Here is an 18,672-nt window from a genome sequence, read left to right on the forward strand (position 1 = left end):
TGTTCGGCGATCAGCACGTGCGCGCGCTGGCCGCAGCCCCGCGCGACGGCCTGGTTCCACGCCGGCAGGTGAAATGGCGTGCCATCGGGGTGCGCGTCGACGAATGCGGTCACGCGCGCGGCATCGCCCGGCGTCGCCGCGCGCACGGCGACCGGGCGCTCGATCAGGGCCATGTTCATGCCAGCCGCGCCGCTTCCCGCGCGGCGACCGCATCGACCCGCCCCCAGCGATGCCCTGCAAGCAGCGTCGCCAGCTTGCCCCGCATCGCGCCGAGCCGGCTGTAATGGCGGAGCTTCGACCGGAGCGGCGCGTCGGCCACGCGCGGCTGATCGGGATCGATTTCCCAGGGGTGGAAGTAAAAGATCGCCGGCTGCGCGTCATCGGCGTTGCACCGACGAATCGCCCGGTGGGTCAGCGCGGCCGGAAACAGGCGGAAAAAGCCGCCGCCGGTGGGCGTATCCTTCCCCAGAAACGGCGCGGTGGTGATCGGCAGCTCGATCAGCGGCGAATCGGCGAGCGGCCGATGCGCGCGGCGCGGCGCGTCGGGCCAGCCATAATGATCGTGACGCACCGGCGCGACGCTGGAGGAATAGGCATAGCCCTGCTCCGCCAGCACCCGGTGCGCCCACGGCGTGCGCGGATCGATCGAGAAGGATGGCGCGCGATAGCCCGTGACGGCCACGCCGCCCGCATCCTCCAGCGCCGCGCGCGCACGTGCCAGGTCGTCGCGAAAGGCGTCGGCATCCATCGTGAACACGCGGGCGTGCGCCCAGCCATGGCTGGCGAGCTCGTGCCCTTCCGCCACGATCCGGCGGATCATCGCCGGATAGCGCGCCGCAACCCAGCCGAGCGTGTAGAAGGTCGCCTTGACCCCGGCCTCGGCGAAAAGGTCGATAACGGCGTGGGTGTTGCGCTCGACACGCGGTACCAGCGCGTCCCAGTCGGCCGGATCGATCACGCGCTCGAACGCGCCGACCTGAAACCAGTCCTCGATATCGACCGACATGCCGTTGACGACACGGACATCGCCCAGCGTGGGATCGTGCAGCATCGCGGCGACCGGGCTCAGGCCGCCGAGCCGCGCAGCGATGTCAGGTCGATCCGGCGGTGATCGCCCTCGACCCAGTCGACCAGCAGCGCGAGCACGCGGCGGAGCGCGGCGTCCTGTTCGTCCATCCGCGCCTCCATCGCCTCGATCCGGGCGACGATTTCCGCCAGCTTGGGCGGCGTCGGGTCGGCGGCCGCGCGCATCGGGCGCGGTTCGTCGGCGACCGGTACGCCCGTCAGCGGCAGGGACGCGGGCTCGGCCGCATCGTCATCCGTCGCGCCCGCATCCTCGCTCAGCTCGGCGGCGACGGTTTCGACGTCGAGATCCTCGAACTGCTCGATCCCCTCGACCGCGCCGAGCAGCATCACGCGATTGGCGATCATGTTGAGCCGGCGGGGGATGCCCTCCGCCCATTCATACATCGCCGCGACCGCCGCCTCGGTGAAGTCGGGGCGCCCGTTCCAGCCGACCCTGGACAGGCGGTGGATCAGGTAGGGCGCGGCTTCCTCGGGCTCCATCGGCCCCAGGTGATGGATGGCGATGACGCGCTGGCGCAGTTGTTCGAGCCGCGGCGAGTTGAGCAGGCGGCGGAACTCGGGCTGGCCGAGCAGGAAGATCTGGAGCAGCGAATGGCCGGCCACCTGGAAGTTGGACAACATCCGCAATTCTTCGAGCGATTCGATCGGCAGCGACTGCGCCTCATCGACGATCAGCAGCGTGCGCTTGCCCGTCCGCGCGACCGCGTGCAGCCCGCGCTCGATCGCCGACAGCAGCTGCGACTTGGTCATGCCCGCCGAAAGCACGTCCAGCCCCGCTGCGACCAGGTGCAGCAGGTCGCCGGGATCGACCTGGGTCGTCACGATGCGGATGACGTTCAGCCGTTCGGGATCGATCCGCGCCATCAGATGCCCGACCAGCGTCGTCTTGCCGGTGCCCGGTTCGCCGGTGATGACGATGAAGCCCTCGCTCTGGCTCAGGCCATAGCCGAGATACGCCATCGCCTTTTTGTGCGTGGCGGTCTCGAACCAGAAGGACGGATCGGGGGTCAGCGCGAATGGCCGGCCGCTCAATCCATAATGGGTGTCATACATCCTTGCGTCTCCCTGGGCCGCGTGACCCGGATCAGAACCGATATCCCAGGCCGACCAGCGCCTGGCCGACCAGGTCGCTGTCGCCGCCTTCCTGATCGAAGCTGTAAAGGCCCAGCGCCGCGGTGGCGCCCAGCCGGCCGAAGCTGCGCGAATAGCTGGCCTGCGCGCCCGCGCCCGTGACATCGCCGGTGAAGGCGATGCCGCTCGAATAATAGTTGAAATACACCGTCGCGGTCAGGCCCGACCGGCTGTCCAGCGCGGTCGCGGCAAACGCCTGGATATAGGCGCTTTCGTCGACCGTGCCGTCGACGGTGAAGCCCTGCGCCAGATCGGGCGCATAGAAGCGCCGCCGGGCATAGCCGCCGCCAAAGCCGACGCGGGTCGCCGCACGATTGATCGCATAGACCACGTCGAAGCCGCGTGCCCGGAAATTGGCGGTGGCGATCGACTGGAGCGCGGAATTGAGGCAGCCGCCGAGCGCGCCATTGGCACCATTGCCGCCGATACCGCCCGATCCGTTGCCCTGCGCCAGCACGCAGCCGTTGAAATTGTCGCCGAACGCATCGTCGCCCGCGACGAAGCTGGTCGGCAGTTCGGCAATCGCACTGTTCAGCTGGCGGCCGAAGCCCTGGATGCCGTCATAAACGCCGACCTGAAGCCCCGATCCCGGCCCGGTCTGCCAACTGAGCGAACCGATATAGGTGAGCGAGTCGTACCGCTCGCCGACCCGCGCCTCCAGCACGGTGCGCGGGCTGGGTTTCCACACCACGCCCGCATCCCAGAAAATGCCGTCGAAATCGAACGCGATCAGCCGGGGCGATGCGGGGTCGGTGACGAAGCGGCCGTTGCGGTCGGTCACCGGAAAGCCGGTCGCCGGGTCGATCAGCGCCGCGCGCTGGTCGATGCGGATATTCTCGTAGCCCGCGCCGGCCACCAGCGCGACGGTGCGGCTGACCGGCACGACGACATCGCCGCGCAGATACTTGCCCTCGAACCGCTGGTCGAGCTGGCTCGCGTCCTCGCGCTGCCACGCCCCGCTCAGCGTCAGCCCGACCGGCAGCAGGGTGCCCGCGCGGGTGTCGATGCTCGCCAGCGCCAGATGGCTGGTCGATTCGTCGAAATTGTCGAGCGGCGGCAGGCCGCCCGGCACGCCCTCGAACCCCGGACTTTCAACCTTTGTATAGCCGAAGCGGTACAGCGCGTTGAGGTTTGCCGGGCCGACACGCTTTTCCAGCGTCGGGCCGGCATAGGCCGAGAAGATCTGCGCGATGTTGTCGACATTGCCGACCAGATTGCCCGGCGCGGCACCCCGGATGTCGGATCGACCGCGCGTCGCGATCGCCCCGCCCTCGACCGTCAGCCCCGGCGCGACGAGCAGCGCGCCGCGCGCCAGCCCCGAATGGATGCTGCCGTCGTTCAGGTCGTCGTCCCACGAAATCCGTTGCTCGAAGCGATAGCTGACCTGCACCTCGACGCGGCGCGTGCGGGCGACCGCGTCGATCCCGACCGCGATCGTCGAATAGGTGAGCACGTCGCCGTCATCGTCCAGCTCGGCGACGAGCACCTGCCCCGCCTCGATATAGGGCGAGACGCTGACCCGACGGTCGGCATCCTGGGCATGTGCGGCGGCGGGCCACAGCAAGGCGGCCAGCACAGCCATGAGCGCGGCGCGGATCATCCTGCCAGCTCCTCGCCATAATAGCTGCCGAACCGGCCGTCGCCCGACATGAAGGTCGCCGCGTTGAGCAGCAGCTGGACATGCTCGCACCCGTCGAGCAGCGCGACAGCCTGGCGGATATCGCTTTCGGTCGTGCGATCGGCGCGCACCACCATCATCGCCTGGCCGACGTGCAACGCGAGCACGGAAGCGGGCGAGGCCGACAGGATCGGCGGCGAATCGAAGATCACGATGCGGTCGGGATTGGCGGTGGCCAGCGCGTCGAGCACGCGCCGCGCGCGTTCGCTCGCCAGCAACTCGGTGTCGTTGGCCGACCGCGTGCCCGCACCCAGCACGCTCAGCTTGGGGATGTCGGTTTCGATCACGCACGATTCGGCATCGAGCGCGGAATCATTGAGCACGTCGAGCAGGCCCGGCCCCGCGTCGATCCCGAGCCGGTCGAGGATGTCGGGCTTGGCCAGGTCCGCATCGACCAGCAGGATTTCGACATCGCGCTCGGCCGCCATCGAGATGGCGAGGTTGGTCGCGCAGAAGGTCTTGCCCTCATTGGGCCGGGCCGAGCAGACCAGCACCATGCGCGCGCGGTCGGCATTCTTGCCCGCGGCGGCGCGCGCGGTCAGCAGCAGCTGACGCTTGGCGAGGCGGAATTCCTCGGCCAGCACGTCGACCGGACCGCCCGGCACGAGCATGCCCTGTTCAGCCAGGCGCGCGCGGTCGATGGTGGCGAATCGCCGCGATACCGGGCGGGGTGCCGCCTGCTTGGCGCTGTGCTCGGGCACGGTCGCCGGCGCGGGCGCGATGACCGGCATCGGCGGAATGTCGAACGCTGCGGGCGACAGCGCCGCGACCGGGGCCAGCGTCTCCGCCTCCAGGCCGAAATGCTCGGCGGCGCGTTCGATCAGCGATCCCTTCAGGCGCCGGGGGCTGTGGTCGTTCATCTCGGTTCCCCCTTCACGCGCCCGGCCCGCGCTGGAGGATTTCGGCCGCCAGCAAGGTCATGAACACGAAACCCAGGCCGCTGATGGCCCCCGCGAACTGGCGAAGACGCTTGCGGCGCAGCGTGGTCTGCGCGGCGGACACGACCTCGCCGATCGATCCGATCACCGGCAGGCCGCTGGCCGCCGCGAGCCGGGCGGCGGTGGGGAACGTCGTCTGGATACGGCTCATGCCGAATGCCGCCGCGACCCCCGCCGCCATCCCGAGCACCAGCACGCCGGTCAGCAGCAGCGGCCGGTTGGGCGATGTCGGCGTCGCGGGCAGCGACGGACCGTCGATCACGCTGAACTTGGTCGCATCGGTCTGATTCTGGACCTGCGACTGGAGCCGGATCTGCTCGCGGTCGTCGAGCAGCCGATCATATTGCGCCTTCATCGATGCAATCTCGCGGTCGATCTGCGCCTGTTCCGACGCGGCCTGCGGATCGGCGGCGAGCTTCGCCTCGAGGAGCGCGATCTGGCCGCGCAGCGTGTCGCGCTGCTGGGTCAGTTCGGCGACGCGCGCGCTGCGGTCGGTCTGCATCGACTTCAGCTGGAGGAACAGCGGATTGGCGCCGCCGGCGGCACCCGCATTCAGCGGCTCGTTCTGCGCGGCGGCGCGCGCAGCGGCAAGCTGGTTGGCCAGCGCCACCATGTCGGGGTGCGACGCGGTCCACCCGCGCGCACGACCCTCGGCAATCTGGCCTTCGATCGCAGCCAGGCGCGCGCGTGCGGGGCCGGCGATCGCGGTTCCCCCCGCGCCTGCAGAGGTCGATCCCGTCCCGGCGAGCTGCGCGTTGACCGAATTGAGGCTGCTCTGCGCCCCGGCGAGGTCGCTTTCGACCTGCGCGATCTGGCTGCGCGCGGCCGACACCCGCTCGGTCAGCGTGCCCGTGCCCGGCAGCGTCGACAGATACTGGTTGGCAAAGCTCGACCGGCGTTCCTCGGCATCCTGCAGCCGCTGCTGCCGATCGGCGATCTGGTCGTCGAGAAACTTCAGCGCCTCGCGCGTGTCGTTGCGACGGCCGGAGAGATTCTCGTCGACGAAAATCTCGATCATCTTCGTGACGACCGCCTGCGCGATGCGTGCGGAATTGTCGACGCCCAGCGCCCCGTCCGACACGGTCGCGGAGATTTCGAACAGGTTGTCCTGCAGCGCCGTGACCTTGATCACCCGCTGCAGTTCGGCCGCGCGCGCGTTCAGGTCGCCCGGCGACTTGACGGTGGCGTTGATTGCGGTGCCGCGCACGACCTTTTCCAGGTTGCTGACCGATGTCAGCGTCTGGCGTACGCGGTCCAGGTTGCGCGCGCTCTCGGCCTGCCCCGACGCCACCGTTTCGGCGGGCAGGATGTTGCGCATCTCGACGACGACGCGCGCGACCGACTGATACTGGTTGGGGATCAGGCTGACCGCGACCCAGCCGATCAGGCACACGCCCCATGCCACCGCGAGCGCGATCCAGCGCCGCGTCCAGATGCCGTGCAGGGCAAGGCGGACTTCCTCGTAAATGCTACCCACGCGGCCGGCCCCTTCAGAACATGCTTTCGGGGGATGATGATCACATCGCCGGGTTCGAGGCGGACATTGGCGCGCGTATCGCCGTCCTTCAGCAGTCGGCCGATACGCAGCCCGAACTCGCTCTGCTTGCCCGAATCCTTGTCGAAGCGGACCAGCCGGGCGCGATTGCCCGCGGCATATTCGGACAGCCCGCCGACCGCGATCATCGCGTCGAGCAGCGTCATGTTGGCGCGGTACGGGATCGATGCGGGCTTTTCGGTCGCGCCGACGATCCGCACCTGCTGGCTGTAGGTGCCGGAGAAATTCTCGACGATCACCGAAACCAGCGGCTGGTTGATATATTGCGACAGCGCGATCTTCATGTCGTCGGCCAGCATCGCCGGCGTCTTGCCGACCGCGGGCATCTCGCTGATCAGCGGCGTGGTGATGCGGCCATCGGGGCGCACCTGGACCTTGGCCGACAGTTCGGGATTGCGCCAGACGAAGATGTTGAGCTGGTCCAGCGGCCCGATGATATATTCCTCGCCCGGCTGCTCATTGGCGGCGACGAACGCCGCGGGGGGCAGCTGGGGCCGGGTGCCCGTGGTGCAGGACGATGCCAGCGCGGCGATCGAAACCAGGCTGATGGACGTCATCGAACGCTTCACGGATCGCTTCCTCCTGATACGCACATGGCCGACCGCAACGCAGCGGTAGGACGCGGGATCAGGCTCCGCTATGCGAGAAAGAGGTTAAATTACGGTTCAGCGTTCCCGGTTGGGACATCCGCCGCGCCGGCCGCGCCGGCCAGGATTTCCGCGGCCGGCGGGTGGCCCAGAAACGCCGCGGGGCTGGCGGTCGCGCCATAGGCGCCGGCCAGGAAGATGGCGATGATGTCGCCCGGCACCGCGGGGGGCAGCGCGACGCGGTCGCCGAGCCGGTCGAGCGGGGTGCACAGGCAGCCGACGACCGACACGGTTTCCGCCGCCGCGGCGCGCATGCGGTCGGCGATCGCGATCGGATAGTTCCGTCGTACCACGGTGCCGAAATTGCCGCTCGCGGCGAGCTGGTGGTGCAGCCCGCCGTCGACCACCAGGAACGTCTCGCCCCGGCTTTCCTTGCGGTCGATGATGCGCGTCAGATAGACGCCCGCCTCTGCCACCAGCCAGCGGCCAAGCTCGATCGCGAAGCGCGATGACGTCAGCGCTGCCGGCCGTCCGGCGAGAGCGCGGGCCAGCGCGTCGCCCACCCGGTCGATCGCCAGCGGCGCGTCGCCATGCGCGTAGGGCACGCCGAAGCCTCCGCCCAGGTTGACCAGCGGCGGCGCCGCACCCGCCGCGTCGGCCAGCCGCGCGGCAAGCGCGATCGTCTGCGCCTGCATCTCGACGATCGCATCGGCGTCGAGCGCCTGCGAGCCGGCATAGACGTGGAAGCCGCGCCAGTCGGCCCCCTCGGCGATCAGCTGGCGGACGAGCGCCGGCACGCGATCGGCGTCGACGCCGAAGGGGGAGGCGCGCCCGCCCATCCGCATACCCGATCCCCGCAGCTCGAAATCGGGATTGACCCGCACCGCCAGCCGGGGCGCGACCCCGACGCGGCGCGCGATCGCCAGTGCGCGCGCCGCCTCGCCTTCGGATTCGAGGTTGAGCGTCACGCCGGCGGCGATCGCCGCCGCGATCTCGTCATCGCGCTTGCCCGGCCCGGCAAAGCTGATCGCGCTCGCCGGCATGACCGCGAGCGCGCGTGCCATTTCGCCCGCGGAGGCGACGTCGAGACCGTCGACCCGCGGTGCGATCGCGTCGAGCAGCGGCCCGAACGGGTTTGCCTTGATCGCATAATGCACGTCCAGCCCCGCGGGCATCGCCGCACGAAGCGCCGCGATCCGCGCTTCGATCACGGCGAAATCATACACGAAGCAGGGCGTGCCGGCCTCGGCCGCCCAGGCCGTCGCGGCACGACCGCCCAGCGTCAGCACGTCGCCATCCGCGAATTCCGGCGGAACCGGCCCCATCGGCTTCATGACGTCACCTCCCCCGATCGCCCCGTCTTCAATGCCACGCGGTCGATCTTGCCATTGGCGTTGCGCGGCAGGGCGTTGCGCCATTCATATTGCCGTGGCTGCATGAACATCGGCAGCTCGCGCGCCAGCCTTGCGCGCAGTCGCGCCTCCGCCTCGGCCGGATCGCCGTCGGCGCGCGCGATCACGCGGATCGCCTGGCCTAGCCGGTCGTCGGGTTCGCCCAGCGCCACCGCCTCGACCGCCTCCCCGCCGGCCAGCACCGCCTCCTCGATCTCGGTCGGGCTGACGCGGTTGCCGGCGGTCTTGATCATCTCGTCGTCGCGGCCGACGAAACGCAGCAGCCCGTCCGCGGTCTCGACCACCGTGTCGCCAGACCATACCGCGATGCCCCCCGACGCCGCGAAATCGGGCGCGGGGCGAAAGCGCGCCGCCGTCCGCTCGGGGTCGCGCCAATAGCCCTTGGCGACCAGCGGCCCGGCATGGACCAGCTCGCCCGGCGTGCCCGGTGCCGCGCGGGTGCCGTCGGCGCGCACCACCATCACCTCCGCAAAGGGGATGGCGCGACCGATCGATTGGGGATGCGCGTCGACCTGGTCGGGCGCGAGATAGGTCGACCGGAACGCCTCGGTCAGCCCGTACATCGGATAGAGGTCAGCCGCCGGAAAGCGCGCACGCAGCCGCCGGACCAGCGCCGGGGTGAGCGCCCCGCCCGAATTGGTCAGCCGCCCGAGCTGCGTCGCGGCCGCCGCCGGCCACTCGGCATCGAGCAGCTGTACCCATAGCGGCGGGACCCCGGCCAGCGTCGTGATCGCGTGCACCGCCACCGCCTTGATGACGTCACGCGCGGTCAGATAGTCGAGCGGCACCACCCGCGCGCCCGCCGCCCAGCTGCTCAGCAGCTGGCTCTGGCCATAGTCGAAGCTCAGCGGCAGCACGCCGAGCACGCGATCCTCGGGCACGAGCTTCAGATAGTGGGCGACACTGATCGCGCCGAGCCACAGATTGGCGTGGCTCAGCATCACCCCCTTGGCGCGGCCGGTCGATCCCGACGTGTACATCAGCGCGACCAGCGCGTCCGGATCGGCCGCCGACGGCGGCAGCGCATCGCCATCGGTTGCCAGCGCCGCCTCGGCCTCGCCGTCGCTCGCGACCCTGCATTCCGCGGGCACGTCCCCGGCCTCGAGCGCCGCCAGCCGGCTGTCCTGCGTCACCAGCATCGCTGCGCCGCTGTCGGCCAGGATATGCGCGACCTGCGCGCACTTGAGCACCGGATTGACGGGCACGTGGACCAGGCCCGCGCGGGCCGCCGCCAGCGGCATCAGGCATGCAACGCGGTGCTTGGGGAGCCAGGTCGCGACCCGCGCGCCGGCCGCGAGCCCCTGCCCCGCCAGCCAGTGGGCGAGCCGCCCTACCCCCTGCTCCAGCCCGGCAAAATCGAGCGACCCGGCACGGTCGACCAGCGCGACATCGCCCGCCGCACCGCGCAGCGTGAGATGGTCGATCGGACGGGGAACGGGGTCGAGCGCGATCGTCATGCGCTGCCGCTTCTGGACCGGGCACGGCGGCGCGGCAAGCGCGCGGTGCTTGGCAAGCCGCGATCGGACGATTAGTGCGCGCGGTCAGGTTGCTTGGGAGGGCGGCGGACTTGGCGTCGGGACGAACGATCGATGTGGATACCCAGCTTCGCGCCATCCTGCGCGACGTGCTTGGGCTGAGCGCGGACCGTGCGGCGGCGTTCGGGGCTGAAACCCCGCTGTTCGGCGCGCTGCCCGAACTCGATTCGATGGCGGTCGCCGGCGTGCTGACCGAAATCGAGGACCGGCTGGGCATCATCATCGACGATGAGGATGTCGACGGCGATACGCTGGAGACCTTTGGATCGCTGACCCGCTTCGCGCTCGCCAAGGTCACGGGGTGATCGACCATTATGACTGGGCCGGCGGGCGCGAGGCGATGTTGCGCTTCGGCCCCGCCGACGGCCCGGTCGTGATTGCGGCGCTGCCGCTGTTCGAGGAAGCCAATCGCACCCGCACCTTCACGGTCACGGTCCTGCGTGCACTTGCCGGGCACGGCATTGCGAGCGTCCTGCCCGATATGCCGGGACAGGGCGAAAGCGCGGCCGATATCGCCGACCTGACGCTGCGCGATCTGGTGACGGCAATGGCGGCGGCGACCGGGCGGCTGGCCGGGGAAGCACGGCGGACCTACGCGCTCGGCATCCGCAGCGGCGCGCTGCTCGATGTCCGCGCGAGTCACCACGGCCGCTGGCACCTGAGCCCGCAGGCGGGACGCGAGGTCCTTCGCGACCTCCACCGGCTGTGGCTGGCCGGCGGGGGCAAGGGCAGTGTCGACGACATGGCGTTCCGCGACGATCGGGTGGAGATTGCCGGAACCGTCGTTTCAAGGAACCTTCTCCGCGGGTTCGACGCGGCCGAGGCCTTTGCCGAACCGGGCATCCCGCGGCGGATCGCACGGCTGGCCAGCGACCCGGGGGATGCCGACGTCAAATTCGATGGCGCGCCCCTCTGGCGGCGCGCAGAGCCAGGCAATGACCCGGCATTGGCGGCACAGATCGCCGCCGACGTCGCGGCATGGGTGCGGCAATGCGAAGGGTGATCGCGTTTCCCTGTGCGGGCGAAACGCTGCTGGGAACGATCGATACGCCAGTTGCGGCGGCAAGCTCCACTGGCCTGCTGATCATGTCGGGGGGAAATGAAATCCGCGCCGGCGCGCATCGTGGAATGGCGGCGCTGGCTGCTGCGCTCGCAGCCGCGGGACATCCGGTGATGCGCTACGATCGACGCGGCATCGGCGATTCGAGCGGCGAAAACGCGGGTTTCGCCGGCAGTGCGCCCGACCTCGCCGCCGCCGTCGCCGCCTTTCGTCGTGAAACACCCGATGTCGCGCGGATCGTCGGCTTCGGCAATTGCGATGCTGCGACGGCGCTCGCGCTGTTTCATCGCCAGGCCGGGCTGGACGCGCTCCTGCTTGCCAACCCGTGGATCGGCGACGATGGCGACGCGCTTCCCGCACGCGCGGCGATCCGCGCGCGCTATGCGCAACGGCTGCGCGATCCCGAAACGTGGCGCCGGGCGCTCCGGGGTGAATTGAACTTTGATAAATCTATCAAAGGTATAGGAAAGTTAATTCAAACGAAATCTAGGACTTCACCGCACCTGGCTGCGCTGGCGGATGGGCTGGGCAACGCGGAAGTTCCTGTCACGATCCTGCTCGCCAGCGGCGACAACACAGCGATCGCCTTTGCCGATGCATGGCGCGGCAGCCGCTTCTCGCGCGCGCGTGCGCGAACCCCGGTACGACGCTGCGACACCGCGAGCCACAGCTTCGCCCGCGCCAACGACAAGGCGTGGCTCGCCGCGCAGCTGATCGACCTGCTGAGGGCTTGAGGCCGACCTATTCGGCGGCTTCGGCGATCGCCTCGAAATCCGCTTCGGCCAGGAAGCGTTCGGCGTCGAGCGCGGCCATACAGCCGGTACCCGCCGCGGTGATCGCCTGGCGATACACCTTGTCCATCACGTCGCCGCACGCAAACACGCCCTCGACGCTCGTGCGCGTCGTACCGGGCGCCACGCGGATATAGCCGTCGTCGTCGAGGTCGAGATGACCGCGAAACAGCTCGGTCGCCGGATGGTGACCGATCGCGACAAAGCCGCCGTCGACGTCGATCGTCGACAATTCGCCCGTGCGGGTGTCGCGCAATTCGATGCCGACCAGGCCCTTCAGCCCGCCGCCGTCGATGAAACGCTCCACGCCCTTGTTCCAGAGTATCTTGATCTTCTCGTTGGCGAACAGGCGCTGCTGCAGGATTTTCTCGGCACGCAGCGTGTCGCGCCGGTGGATCAGCGTCACGTCATGGCTGTGGTTGGTCAAATACAGCGCCTCCTCGACCGCGGTGTTGCCGCCGCCGATCACCGCCACCTTCTTGCCGCGATAAAAGAAGCCGTCGCAGGTGGCGCAGGCGCTGACCCCCTTGCCCTTCAGCAGTTCCTCGCTCTCCAGCCCCAGCCACTTGGCCTGGGCCCCCGTCGCGATCACCAGCACGTCGCCCGAATAGATGGTGCCGCCATCGCCCTTCAGCCGGAACGGGCGCTGCGACAAATCAATCTCCACGATGGTGTCGTACATCATCTGCGCGCCGACATGCTCGGCCTGCGCCTGCATCTCCTCCATCAGCCAGGGACCCTGGATGACGTTGCGGAAGCCCGGATAATTCTCGACATCGGTGGTGGTGGTCAGCTGCCCGCCCGGCTGGATGCCCTGCACCACGATCGGCGCCATGCCGGCGCGCGCGCCATAGATGGCGGCCGACAGGCCCGCCGGGCCGGAGCCGAGGATGAGCATACGGGTCGAATGGGTGGCGGTCATGGCAAATCCAGCAGTTGGCGGTGCCGCATCTAGGGGGACGGCACCGCCAAAGGCAATATCGGGATCCGGCCCTTTCGCTGCGATCAAGCTTTTCTGTATCGGTCGAAAGCCCGGCCAGCTCGGCGCGTGGCCACGGGTCAAACCCGATCAGATCATGCGCACGTCGGCCAGCGCCTTTGGCGGCGGGTTCATCCACGCATGGCAGGGGCCGGTATCGACGTTGCTGCCGACCTCGCCGCCATAGAATTTACGGATGCGCCACGCATGGCTGCGGCACACCTCGATCCGGTAATCATAGCAGCTCGCCATCGCGCCGCCGCGGTTCCAGTCGAGGACGAGGCCGGTCGCGGTCACCGTCACCTCGCGATAGGTCACCCCGCGGTCGATCACGACGTTGGTGATCTGGTGCCGCCATTTGCCGCCGCCCATTTCCCAGACCATGCCGGGGATCAGACGAAATTCGTCCATCGAGGTCAGCCGCGTGCCGTCGCTCAGTTCGAACACGGCATCGTGCGTGAACAGCTCGGCAAAGGCAGCGCCCTGATTATGGTCGATATACTGGCAATACCGGCTCAGCAGCTCGCGGACATCCAGCCGGGCCTGATGATCGATCGTCGAAACACAGCTCATGCGCTCTCCCCAATCGTCGGGGCGGCGATGCCTGTTCTGTTATCCTGCCGCGCCGGGGTGTTGTCGCCGGATCGCCGGCACCTCGCACGATAGTTTCGCATTTGTCGACGGAAAGCAACCGGCAGTTTCAATTCCCGCGCGCTGCACGAAAATAGGCGATACTGCCGCGCCGACGCGACGCGCCGCGCGCGCCGGCGCACAATGGGTCGGCGCGCCCGGCTCAGGCGGCGCCGCCCGCCTTTTCCTTCTTGGCATAGACGCGAACGGGTTCCTTGCGGCCATCCACGACGTCCTTGTCGACGATCACCTCGTCCACCCCGTCCATGCTGGGCAGGTCGAACATGGTGTCGAGCAGGATACCCTCCAGGATCGAACGCAGCCCGCGCGCGCCGGTCTTGCGCTCGATCGCGCGCTTGGCGATCGCCACCAGCGCGTCGTCGGTGAAGCCCAGGTTGACCGTCTCCATGTCGAACAGCTTCTGATACTGCTTGACCAGCGCGTTCTTGGGTTCGGTCAGGATCTTGACCAGCGCGTCGATGTCGAGGTCCTCGAGCGTCGCGATCACCGGCAGGCGGCCGACAAATTCCGGGATCAGCCCGAACTTCAGCAGATCCTCGGGCTCGGTCTGGCGCAGCACCTCGCCGGTGCGGCGCTCCTCCGGCGCGGCGACGTAAGCGCCGAAGCCAATCGACTTGCCCTGCAGCCGGTCGCCGATGATCTTTTCGAGGCCCGAGAACGCGCCCCCGCAGATGAACAGGATGTTGGTCGTGTCGACCTGCAGAAACTCCTGCTGCGGGTGCTTGCGCCCGCCCTGGGGCGGCACGCTGGCGGTCGTACCCTCCATCAGCTTCAGCAGCGCCTGCTGCACGCCCTCGCCCGACACGTCGCGGGTGATCGACGGATTTTCGGCCTTGCGGCTGATCTTGTCGATCTCGTCGATATAGACGATGCCGCGCTGGGCACGCTCGACATTGTAATCCGACGCCTGGAGCAGCTTGAGGATGATGTTCTCGACATCCTCGCCGACATAGCCCGCCTCGGTCAGCGTCGTCGCATCCGCCATGGTGAATGGCACGTCCAGAATGCGCGCCAGCGTCTGCGCGAGCAGCGTCTTGCCGCACCCGGTCGGGCCGACCAGCAGGATGTTCGACTTGCTGAGCTCGACGTCAGCGCCCTTGGCGCCATGGTTGAGCCGCTTGTAGTGATTGTGGACCGCCACCGACAGCACGCGCTTGGCGCGCTTCTGACCGATCACATAATCGTCGAGTACGTCGCAGATTTCCTGCGGGCTCGGCACGCCGCCGTCCTTTTTGGAAATCAGCGCCGACTTGGTTTCCTCGCGGATGATGTCGTTGCACAGTTCGACGCATTCATCGCAGATGAAGACGGTCGGCCCCGCAATCAGCTTGCGCACCTCGTGCTGCGACTTGCCGCAGAACGAGCAATACAGCGTGCTCTTGGAGTCGCCACCGCTCAACTTGGTCATCTAATCCATCCTTGGCACCCGAAGGCGCGATCATCCACCCGCCAGTCTACACGCGGGGGCTAAACGGGCAATCATCAAAATCCGGTGGGCGACGATGCTTAACCAGACCCCGTCCCGTTCGAGGTCACGGCCGTGCCGGCGAATGCCGGCACCGCCCGCCGGACCGTCAGCTCAACTCGCGCTCGGCGCGCCTTCCTCGGCGGGCTGCGGGCGCCGGTCATAGACCTCATCCACCAGCCCGAACACCTTGGCCTCGTCCGCTTCCAGGAAGGTATCGCGATCCATCGCCGCCTCGATCCTCTCGATCGGCTGGCCGGTATATTTGGCGTAGAGGTCGTTCATCCGCCGACGAATGCGCAGGATTTCCTTGGCCTGGATCTCGATGTCCGACGCCATGCCCTGCGCGCCGCCCGACGGCTGGTGCACCATGATCCGCGCGTTGGACAGCGCAACTCGCATTCCCGGCTCGCCGCTGGCCAGCAGGAAGCTGCCCATCGATGCCGCCTGGCCGATGCACACCGTGCCCACGCGCGGCCGGATGTATTTCATCGTGTCGTGGATCGCCATGCCGGCCGTCACCACCCCGCCCGGCGAGTTGATGTACATCCAGATGTCCTTTTTCGGGTTCTCCGATTCCAGGAACAAAAGCTGCGCGACGATGAGCGAGGCCATTTGGTCCTCCACCCCGCCGGTGACGAACACGATGCGTTCGCGCAACAGGCGCGAGAAGATGTCGAAGCTGCGCTCGCCGCGGCTCGACTGTTCGATGACGATGGGAACCAGGGCGCTCATGGGGTCGAAGGTGTCGTGCATAAAATCCCGCTCAGGTGGTGCAGTCGCCTACATCGGCGCTCCAGCGGGCAGGCGCAAGGGGGTCGCGCCCGGCGCGGCACTGCCCGGTGCGGCATGGGCGAGATACGCCAATCTGCGTACCTCGCGCCGGCCGCGTACGACGGTGTCGAGGATCAGCCCGGCAAAGAAGCTGAGGAACGCCAGGATCATCAGCCCCGTCGCCAGGATGGCGGTCGGAAAACGCGGCACCTCGCCCGTCTGGAAAAAGGTGATGAACAACGGGATTGCGAGCAGGATGGCCGCCAACGCCAGCAGCGCGCCGAAGCCGCCGAAAAACCACAGGGGTCGCTCGATCCGGTACAGGGTCGTGATCGTGCGCAGGATGCGAAGGCCGTCGCGATAGGTGCTGAGCTTCGACTGCGACCCTTCGGGCCGGGCGAAATAGGCGGTCGGCACTTCGCCCACCGGCATCTTGAGCTCGAGTGCGTGGACGCTGATCTCGGTCTCGATCTCGAATCCCGCCGACAGCACCGGGAAGCTTTTCACGAAGCGGCGCGAAAAGACGCGATAGCCCGAGAAGATGTCGGTGAAGCTGCGCCCGAACAGGCGCGCCAAAATGCCGGTCATCATCCGGTTGCCGAGCACATGGCCGCGGCGATAGGCGTCGGCGTGGTCGCTGATCCGCGCGCCGACCACCATGTCGAGCTGTTCGTCGACCAGCCGATGCACCATCGCCGGCGCCGCCGCGGAGTCATAGGTCGCGTCGCCGTCCGCCATCACATAGATGTCGGCATCGACATCGGCGAACATGCGGCGGACGACATTGCCCTTTCCCTGCATTCGTTCGGTGCGGACCACCGCGCCGGCCGCGCGGGCGACCTCCACCGTGCGATCGGCGGAGTTGTTGTCATAGACATAGATCGCCGCATCGGGCAGCGCGCGGCGGAACCCGGCGATGGTCTGCGCGATCGCCGCTTCCTCATTGTAGCAAGGCAGGATCACCGCGATACGCGGCGCGGCGGCGGTCATGGCGTGCGCGTCTTCATGTCGACACCCGCATAGCCGATCGGCGCGAAAAGCGGGTTAACGCATCGCCGGCGACGGCGCCGGGGGTGGCGAACGACATCCCTCCCCCGGCTCCGGCGCGACGCGAACGCCGGATCAGGCGTCGGCCTTCTTCTTGGCGGCCGGCTTCTTCTTGGGCGCGGCATCGGCGTCGCCTGCCGGGGCTTCAGCGGCAGCCTTCTTCTTCGGCGCAGCCTTTTTCGGCGCGTCCGCGCTGACTTCGGCCGCGTCTTCCGCCTTCTTGGCCGCCGCCTTCTTCGCCGCGGGCTTGGCCACGTCCTCGGCGGGTGCGGCGTCCGCCTTCTTGGCGGTGGCCTTCTTCTTCACCGGCTTGTGGTCGTGATCATGGTCATGATCGCAATCGGGGCCATGGACGTGCGGGATCGCGCCTTCCTCGCTCTCGATCGCGGCTTCCAGCTCCTCGCGCGTCACCTCACGCTCGGCGATCTCGGCCTTGCCGAACAGGAAGTCGACGACCTTGTCCTCATAGAGCGGCGCGCGCAGCTGGGCGGCGGCCATCGGCTCCTGGCGGACATATTCGATGAACCGCTCGCGGTCCTTCTGGTTGTACTGCTGCGCGGCCTGCATGATGAGCTGGTTCATCTCGGCCTGGGTGACCTCGACACCATTGGCCTGGCCGATTTCGGAAAGCAGCAGGCCCAGGCGCACGCGGCGCACCGCGATCGCGCGATAATCTTCCTTCTCGCGCTCCAGCTCGGCCATCGCCGCATCCTTGTCGGCTTCCTGCTCGGCTTCGCGGACAAGCTGCTGCCAGATCTGGTCGAACTCGGCATCGACCATCGACGGCGGCACGTCGAAATCATGCGACGCGGCGAGCTGGTCGAGCAGCTTGCGCTTCATGTGGGTGCGGGTCAGGCCGTTCAGCTCCTGCTCGATCTGGCCCTTCAGCAACCCGCGAAGCTGCTCAAGGCTCTCGAGGCCAAGCGACTTGGCGAAATCGTCGTCGATCTTCGTCTCGCCCGCCACGCGCACGTCGGTGATCTTCAGCGCGAACTCGGCCGGCTTGCCCGCCAGCTCCTTCGCGCCGTAATCGTCGGGGAAGGTGACCTGAATGGTCTTTTCCTCGCCCTTGGTCACGCCGACCAGCTGGTCCTCGAAACCGGGGATCAGGCGACCCGAGCCGATTTCGATCGACATGTCGGTGCCGGTGCCGCCTTCAAACGCGACGCCGTCGACCGACCCGACAAAGTCCATGACGACCAGGTCGCCGGTCGCGGCCTTGTGCCCGTCCGGCGCATCGTCGAACCGCTTCTGGCTGCCGGCGATCTGTGCGAGCTGCTCGTCGACCTGCGCTTCGGGTGCGGGAACGACCAGTCGTTCCAGCTTGATGCCCTCGATCGACGGGGTCGGCACGTCGGGCAGCACCTCCAGCTCGACCTTGATCTCGGCGTCCTTGCCGGGGGCGTATTCGCCCGCGAGCGACACCGACGGCGACATCGCCGGGCGCAGCTTGTTGCTGGCGATCAGCGCCTGGATGCCTTCCTGGATGCTGGTGTTGAGCGCGTCGGCGGCGATCGCCTCGCCGTGCATCTTGCGGACCAGGTTGGCCGGCACCTTGCCGGGGCGGAAGCCGGGCATCCGCACCTGCGGCGCCACGCGCTTCACCTCGGCGTCGACGCGGGCGTCGATGTCGGCGGCGGTGATGGTCAGCGTGTAGGCGCGCTTCAGGCCTTCGTTCAACGTCTCGACAGTCTGCATTCTTCGGCTTTCGCTTTCAGGATTTCTAAAGAACGATGTCCAGCTTGGCGCATGGCGAAGCTGGTGCGGGCGAAGGGAGTCGAACCCCCACATCTTTCGATACTGGAACCTAAATCCAGCGCGTCTACCAGTTCCGCCACGCCCGCAGGGGACACCGCCGGTCGGCGGGTCCTATACCAGCGATCGGCGGGGGGGCAAGGACTTCGCGTCGCGATCGCCGCCAGCGTGCATCCGACGATGGCACTCCGGCCCGCGTGCCGCGTTGACCCCCTTGAACCACCGAAG

Annotated in this window: 16 protein-coding genes, 1 tRNA gene and 1 pseudogene; 3 read left to right on the forward strand and 15 right to left on the reverse strand. The window is 68.2% G+C overall.

Annotated features, from left to right (window positions below):
• Nucleotides 1-175 precede the first annotated feature (175 nt).
• The 8 genes and pseudogenes from AX676_RS04640 to AX676_RS04675 all read right to left on the reverse strand — a co-directional run bounded on the left by AX676_RS04640 (nucleotide 176) and on the right by AX676_RS04675 (nucleotide 9,844).
• Entirely contained in the window at nucleotides 176-1,051 is an 876-nt protein-coding gene (locus AX676_RS04640; RefSeq protein ID WP_066481155.1) for an XrtA system polysaccharide deacetylase, read from the reverse strand.
• 14 nt (nucleotides 1,052-1,065) lie between these two features.
• On the reverse strand, nucleotides 1,066-2,139 hold the full coding sequence (locus tag AX676_RS04645; RefSeq protein WP_066481160.1) for an ExeA family protein: 1,074 nt from the start codon (nucleotides 2,137-2,139) through the stop codon (nucleotides 1,066-1,068).
• Nucleotides 2,140-2,170: 31 nt separating this feature from the next.
• Nucleotides 2,171-3,817 carry a hypothetical protein gene (locus AX676_RS04650; protein WP_066481166.1) on the reverse strand — a complete coding sequence of 549 codons (1,647 nt, stop codon included), beginning with the start codon at nucleotides 3,815-3,817 and terminating at the stop codon, nucleotides 2,171-2,173.
• Nucleotides 3,814-4,755: an exopolysaccharide biosynthesis protein gene (locus AX676_RS04655; RefSeq protein ID WP_066481168.1), complete on the reverse strand. Its 942-nt coding sequence runs from the start codon at nucleotides 4,753-4,755 to the stop codon at nucleotides 3,814-3,816. The genes AX676_RS04650 and AX676_RS04655 overlap by 4 nt, the downstream gene beginning before the upstream one ends.
• 13 nt (nucleotides 4,756-4,768) lie before the next feature.
• Nucleotides 4,769-6,310, reverse strand: coding sequence for an XrtA system polysaccharide chain length determinant (locus tag AX676_RS04660; protein ID WP_066481170.1), 1,542 nt, complete (start codon nucleotides 6,308-6,310; stop codon nucleotides 4,769-4,771).
• A gap of 29 nt (nucleotides 6,311-6,339) precedes the next feature.
• Nucleotides 6,340-6,945 (reverse strand): annotated as a pseudogene (locus AX676_RS04665) (XrtA/PEP-CTERM system exopolysaccharide export protein); the annotation flags it as partial.
• Nucleotides 6,946-7,046: 101 nt separating this feature from the next.
• Nucleotides 7,047-8,309 carry a pyridoxal-dependent decarboxylase, exosortase A system-associated gene (locus AX676_RS04670; RefSeq protein ID WP_066481177.1) on the reverse strand — a complete coding sequence of 421 codons (1,263 nt, stop codon included), beginning with the start codon at nucleotides 8,307-8,309 and terminating at the stop codon, nucleotides 7,047-7,049.
• Nucleotides 8,306-9,844 carry an acyl-CoA ligase (AMP-forming), exosortase A system-associated gene (locus AX676_RS04675; RefSeq protein WP_197417209.1) on the reverse strand — a complete coding sequence of 513 codons (1,539 nt, stop codon included), beginning with the start codon at nucleotides 9,842-9,844 and terminating at the stop codon, nucleotides 8,306-8,308. The genes AX676_RS04670 and AX676_RS04675 overlap by 4 nt, the downstream gene beginning before the upstream one ends.
• Before the next feature lie 110 nt (nucleotides 9,845-9,954).
• Between AX676_RS04675 and AX676_RS04680 the strand changes: the two genes are divergently transcribed.
• Genes AX676_RS04680 through AX676_RS04690 form a run of 3 tightly spaced genes read left to right on the forward strand, consistent with a single transcriptional unit; the run spans nucleotide 9,955 to nucleotide 11,716 of the window.
• A complete protein-coding gene (locus tag AX676_RS04680; RefSeq protein ID WP_066481180.1) occupies nucleotides 9,955-10,227 on the forward strand; it encodes an acyl carrier protein in 273 nt (90 codons plus the stop codon).
• On the forward strand, nucleotides 10,224-10,925 hold the full coding sequence (locus AX676_RS04685; RefSeq protein WP_231726216.1) for a hypothetical protein: 702 nt from the start codon (nucleotides 10,224-10,226) through the stop codon (nucleotides 10,923-10,925). The genes AX676_RS04680 and AX676_RS04685 overlap by 4 nt, the downstream gene beginning before the upstream one ends.
• Nucleotides 10,913-11,716: a hydrolase 1, exosortase A system-associated gene (locus AX676_RS04690; protein ID WP_066481181.1), complete on the forward strand. Its 804-nt coding sequence runs from the start codon at nucleotides 10,913-10,915 to the stop codon at nucleotides 11,714-11,716. The genes AX676_RS04685 and AX676_RS04690 overlap by 13 nt, the downstream gene beginning before the upstream one ends.
• A gap of 7 nt (nucleotides 11,717-11,723) precedes the next feature.
• On the opposite strand, the gene trxB is transcribed toward AX676_RS04690, so the two are convergent.
• The 7 genes from trxB to AX676_RS04725 form a co-directional block, all read right to left on the reverse strand.
• Entirely contained in the window at nucleotides 11,724-12,695 is a 972-nt protein-coding gene (gene trxB, locus AX676_RS04695) for a thioredoxin-disulfide reductase (RefSeq protein ID WP_066481182.1), read from the reverse strand.
• 147 nt (nucleotides 12,696-12,842) lie between these two features.
• On the reverse strand, nucleotides 12,843-13,325 hold the full coding sequence (locus AX676_RS04700; RefSeq protein ID WP_066481183.1) for a nuclear transport factor 2 family protein: 483 nt from the start codon (nucleotides 13,323-13,325) through the stop codon (nucleotides 12,843-12,845).
• 220 nt (nucleotides 13,326-13,545) lie between these two features.
• Nucleotides 13,546-14,811, reverse strand: coding sequence for an ATP-dependent Clp protease ATP-binding subunit ClpX (gene clpX, locus AX676_RS04705; protein WP_066481185.1), 1,266 nt, complete (start codon nucleotides 14,809-14,811; stop codon nucleotides 13,546-13,548).
• A gap of 171 nt (nucleotides 14,812-14,982) precedes the next feature.
• Nucleotides 14,983-15,624 carry an ATP-dependent Clp protease proteolytic subunit gene (locus tag AX676_RS04710; protein WP_066481188.1) on the reverse strand — a complete coding sequence of 214 codons (642 nt, stop codon included), beginning with the start codon at nucleotides 15,622-15,624 and terminating at the stop codon, nucleotides 14,983-14,985.
• Nucleotides 15,625-15,651: 27 nt separating this feature from the next.
• Nucleotides 15,652-16,632 carry a glycosyltransferase family 2 protein gene (locus AX676_RS04715; protein WP_066481190.1) on the reverse strand — a complete coding sequence of 327 codons (981 nt, stop codon included), beginning with the start codon at nucleotides 16,630-16,632 and terminating at the stop codon, nucleotides 15,652-15,654.
• A 132-nt stretch (nucleotides 16,633-16,764) separates the two neighbouring features.
• Nucleotides 16,765-18,387, reverse strand: coding sequence for a trigger factor (gene tig, locus AX676_RS04720; protein ID WP_066481193.1), 1,623 nt, complete (start codon nucleotides 18,385-18,387; stop codon nucleotides 16,765-16,767).
• A 61-nt stretch (nucleotides 18,388-18,448) separates the two neighbouring features.
• Nucleotides 18,449-18,533: transfer RNA gene (locus AX676_RS04725), tRNA-Leu, on the reverse strand.
• Nucleotides 18,534-18,672 lie beyond the last annotated feature (139 nt).

It is taken from the genome of Sphingomonas sp. CCH21-G11 (genome assembly GCF_001555965.1).
Classification (GTDB): Bacteria; Pseudomonadota; Alphaproteobacteria; order Sphingomonadales; family Sphingomonadaceae; genus Sphingomonas.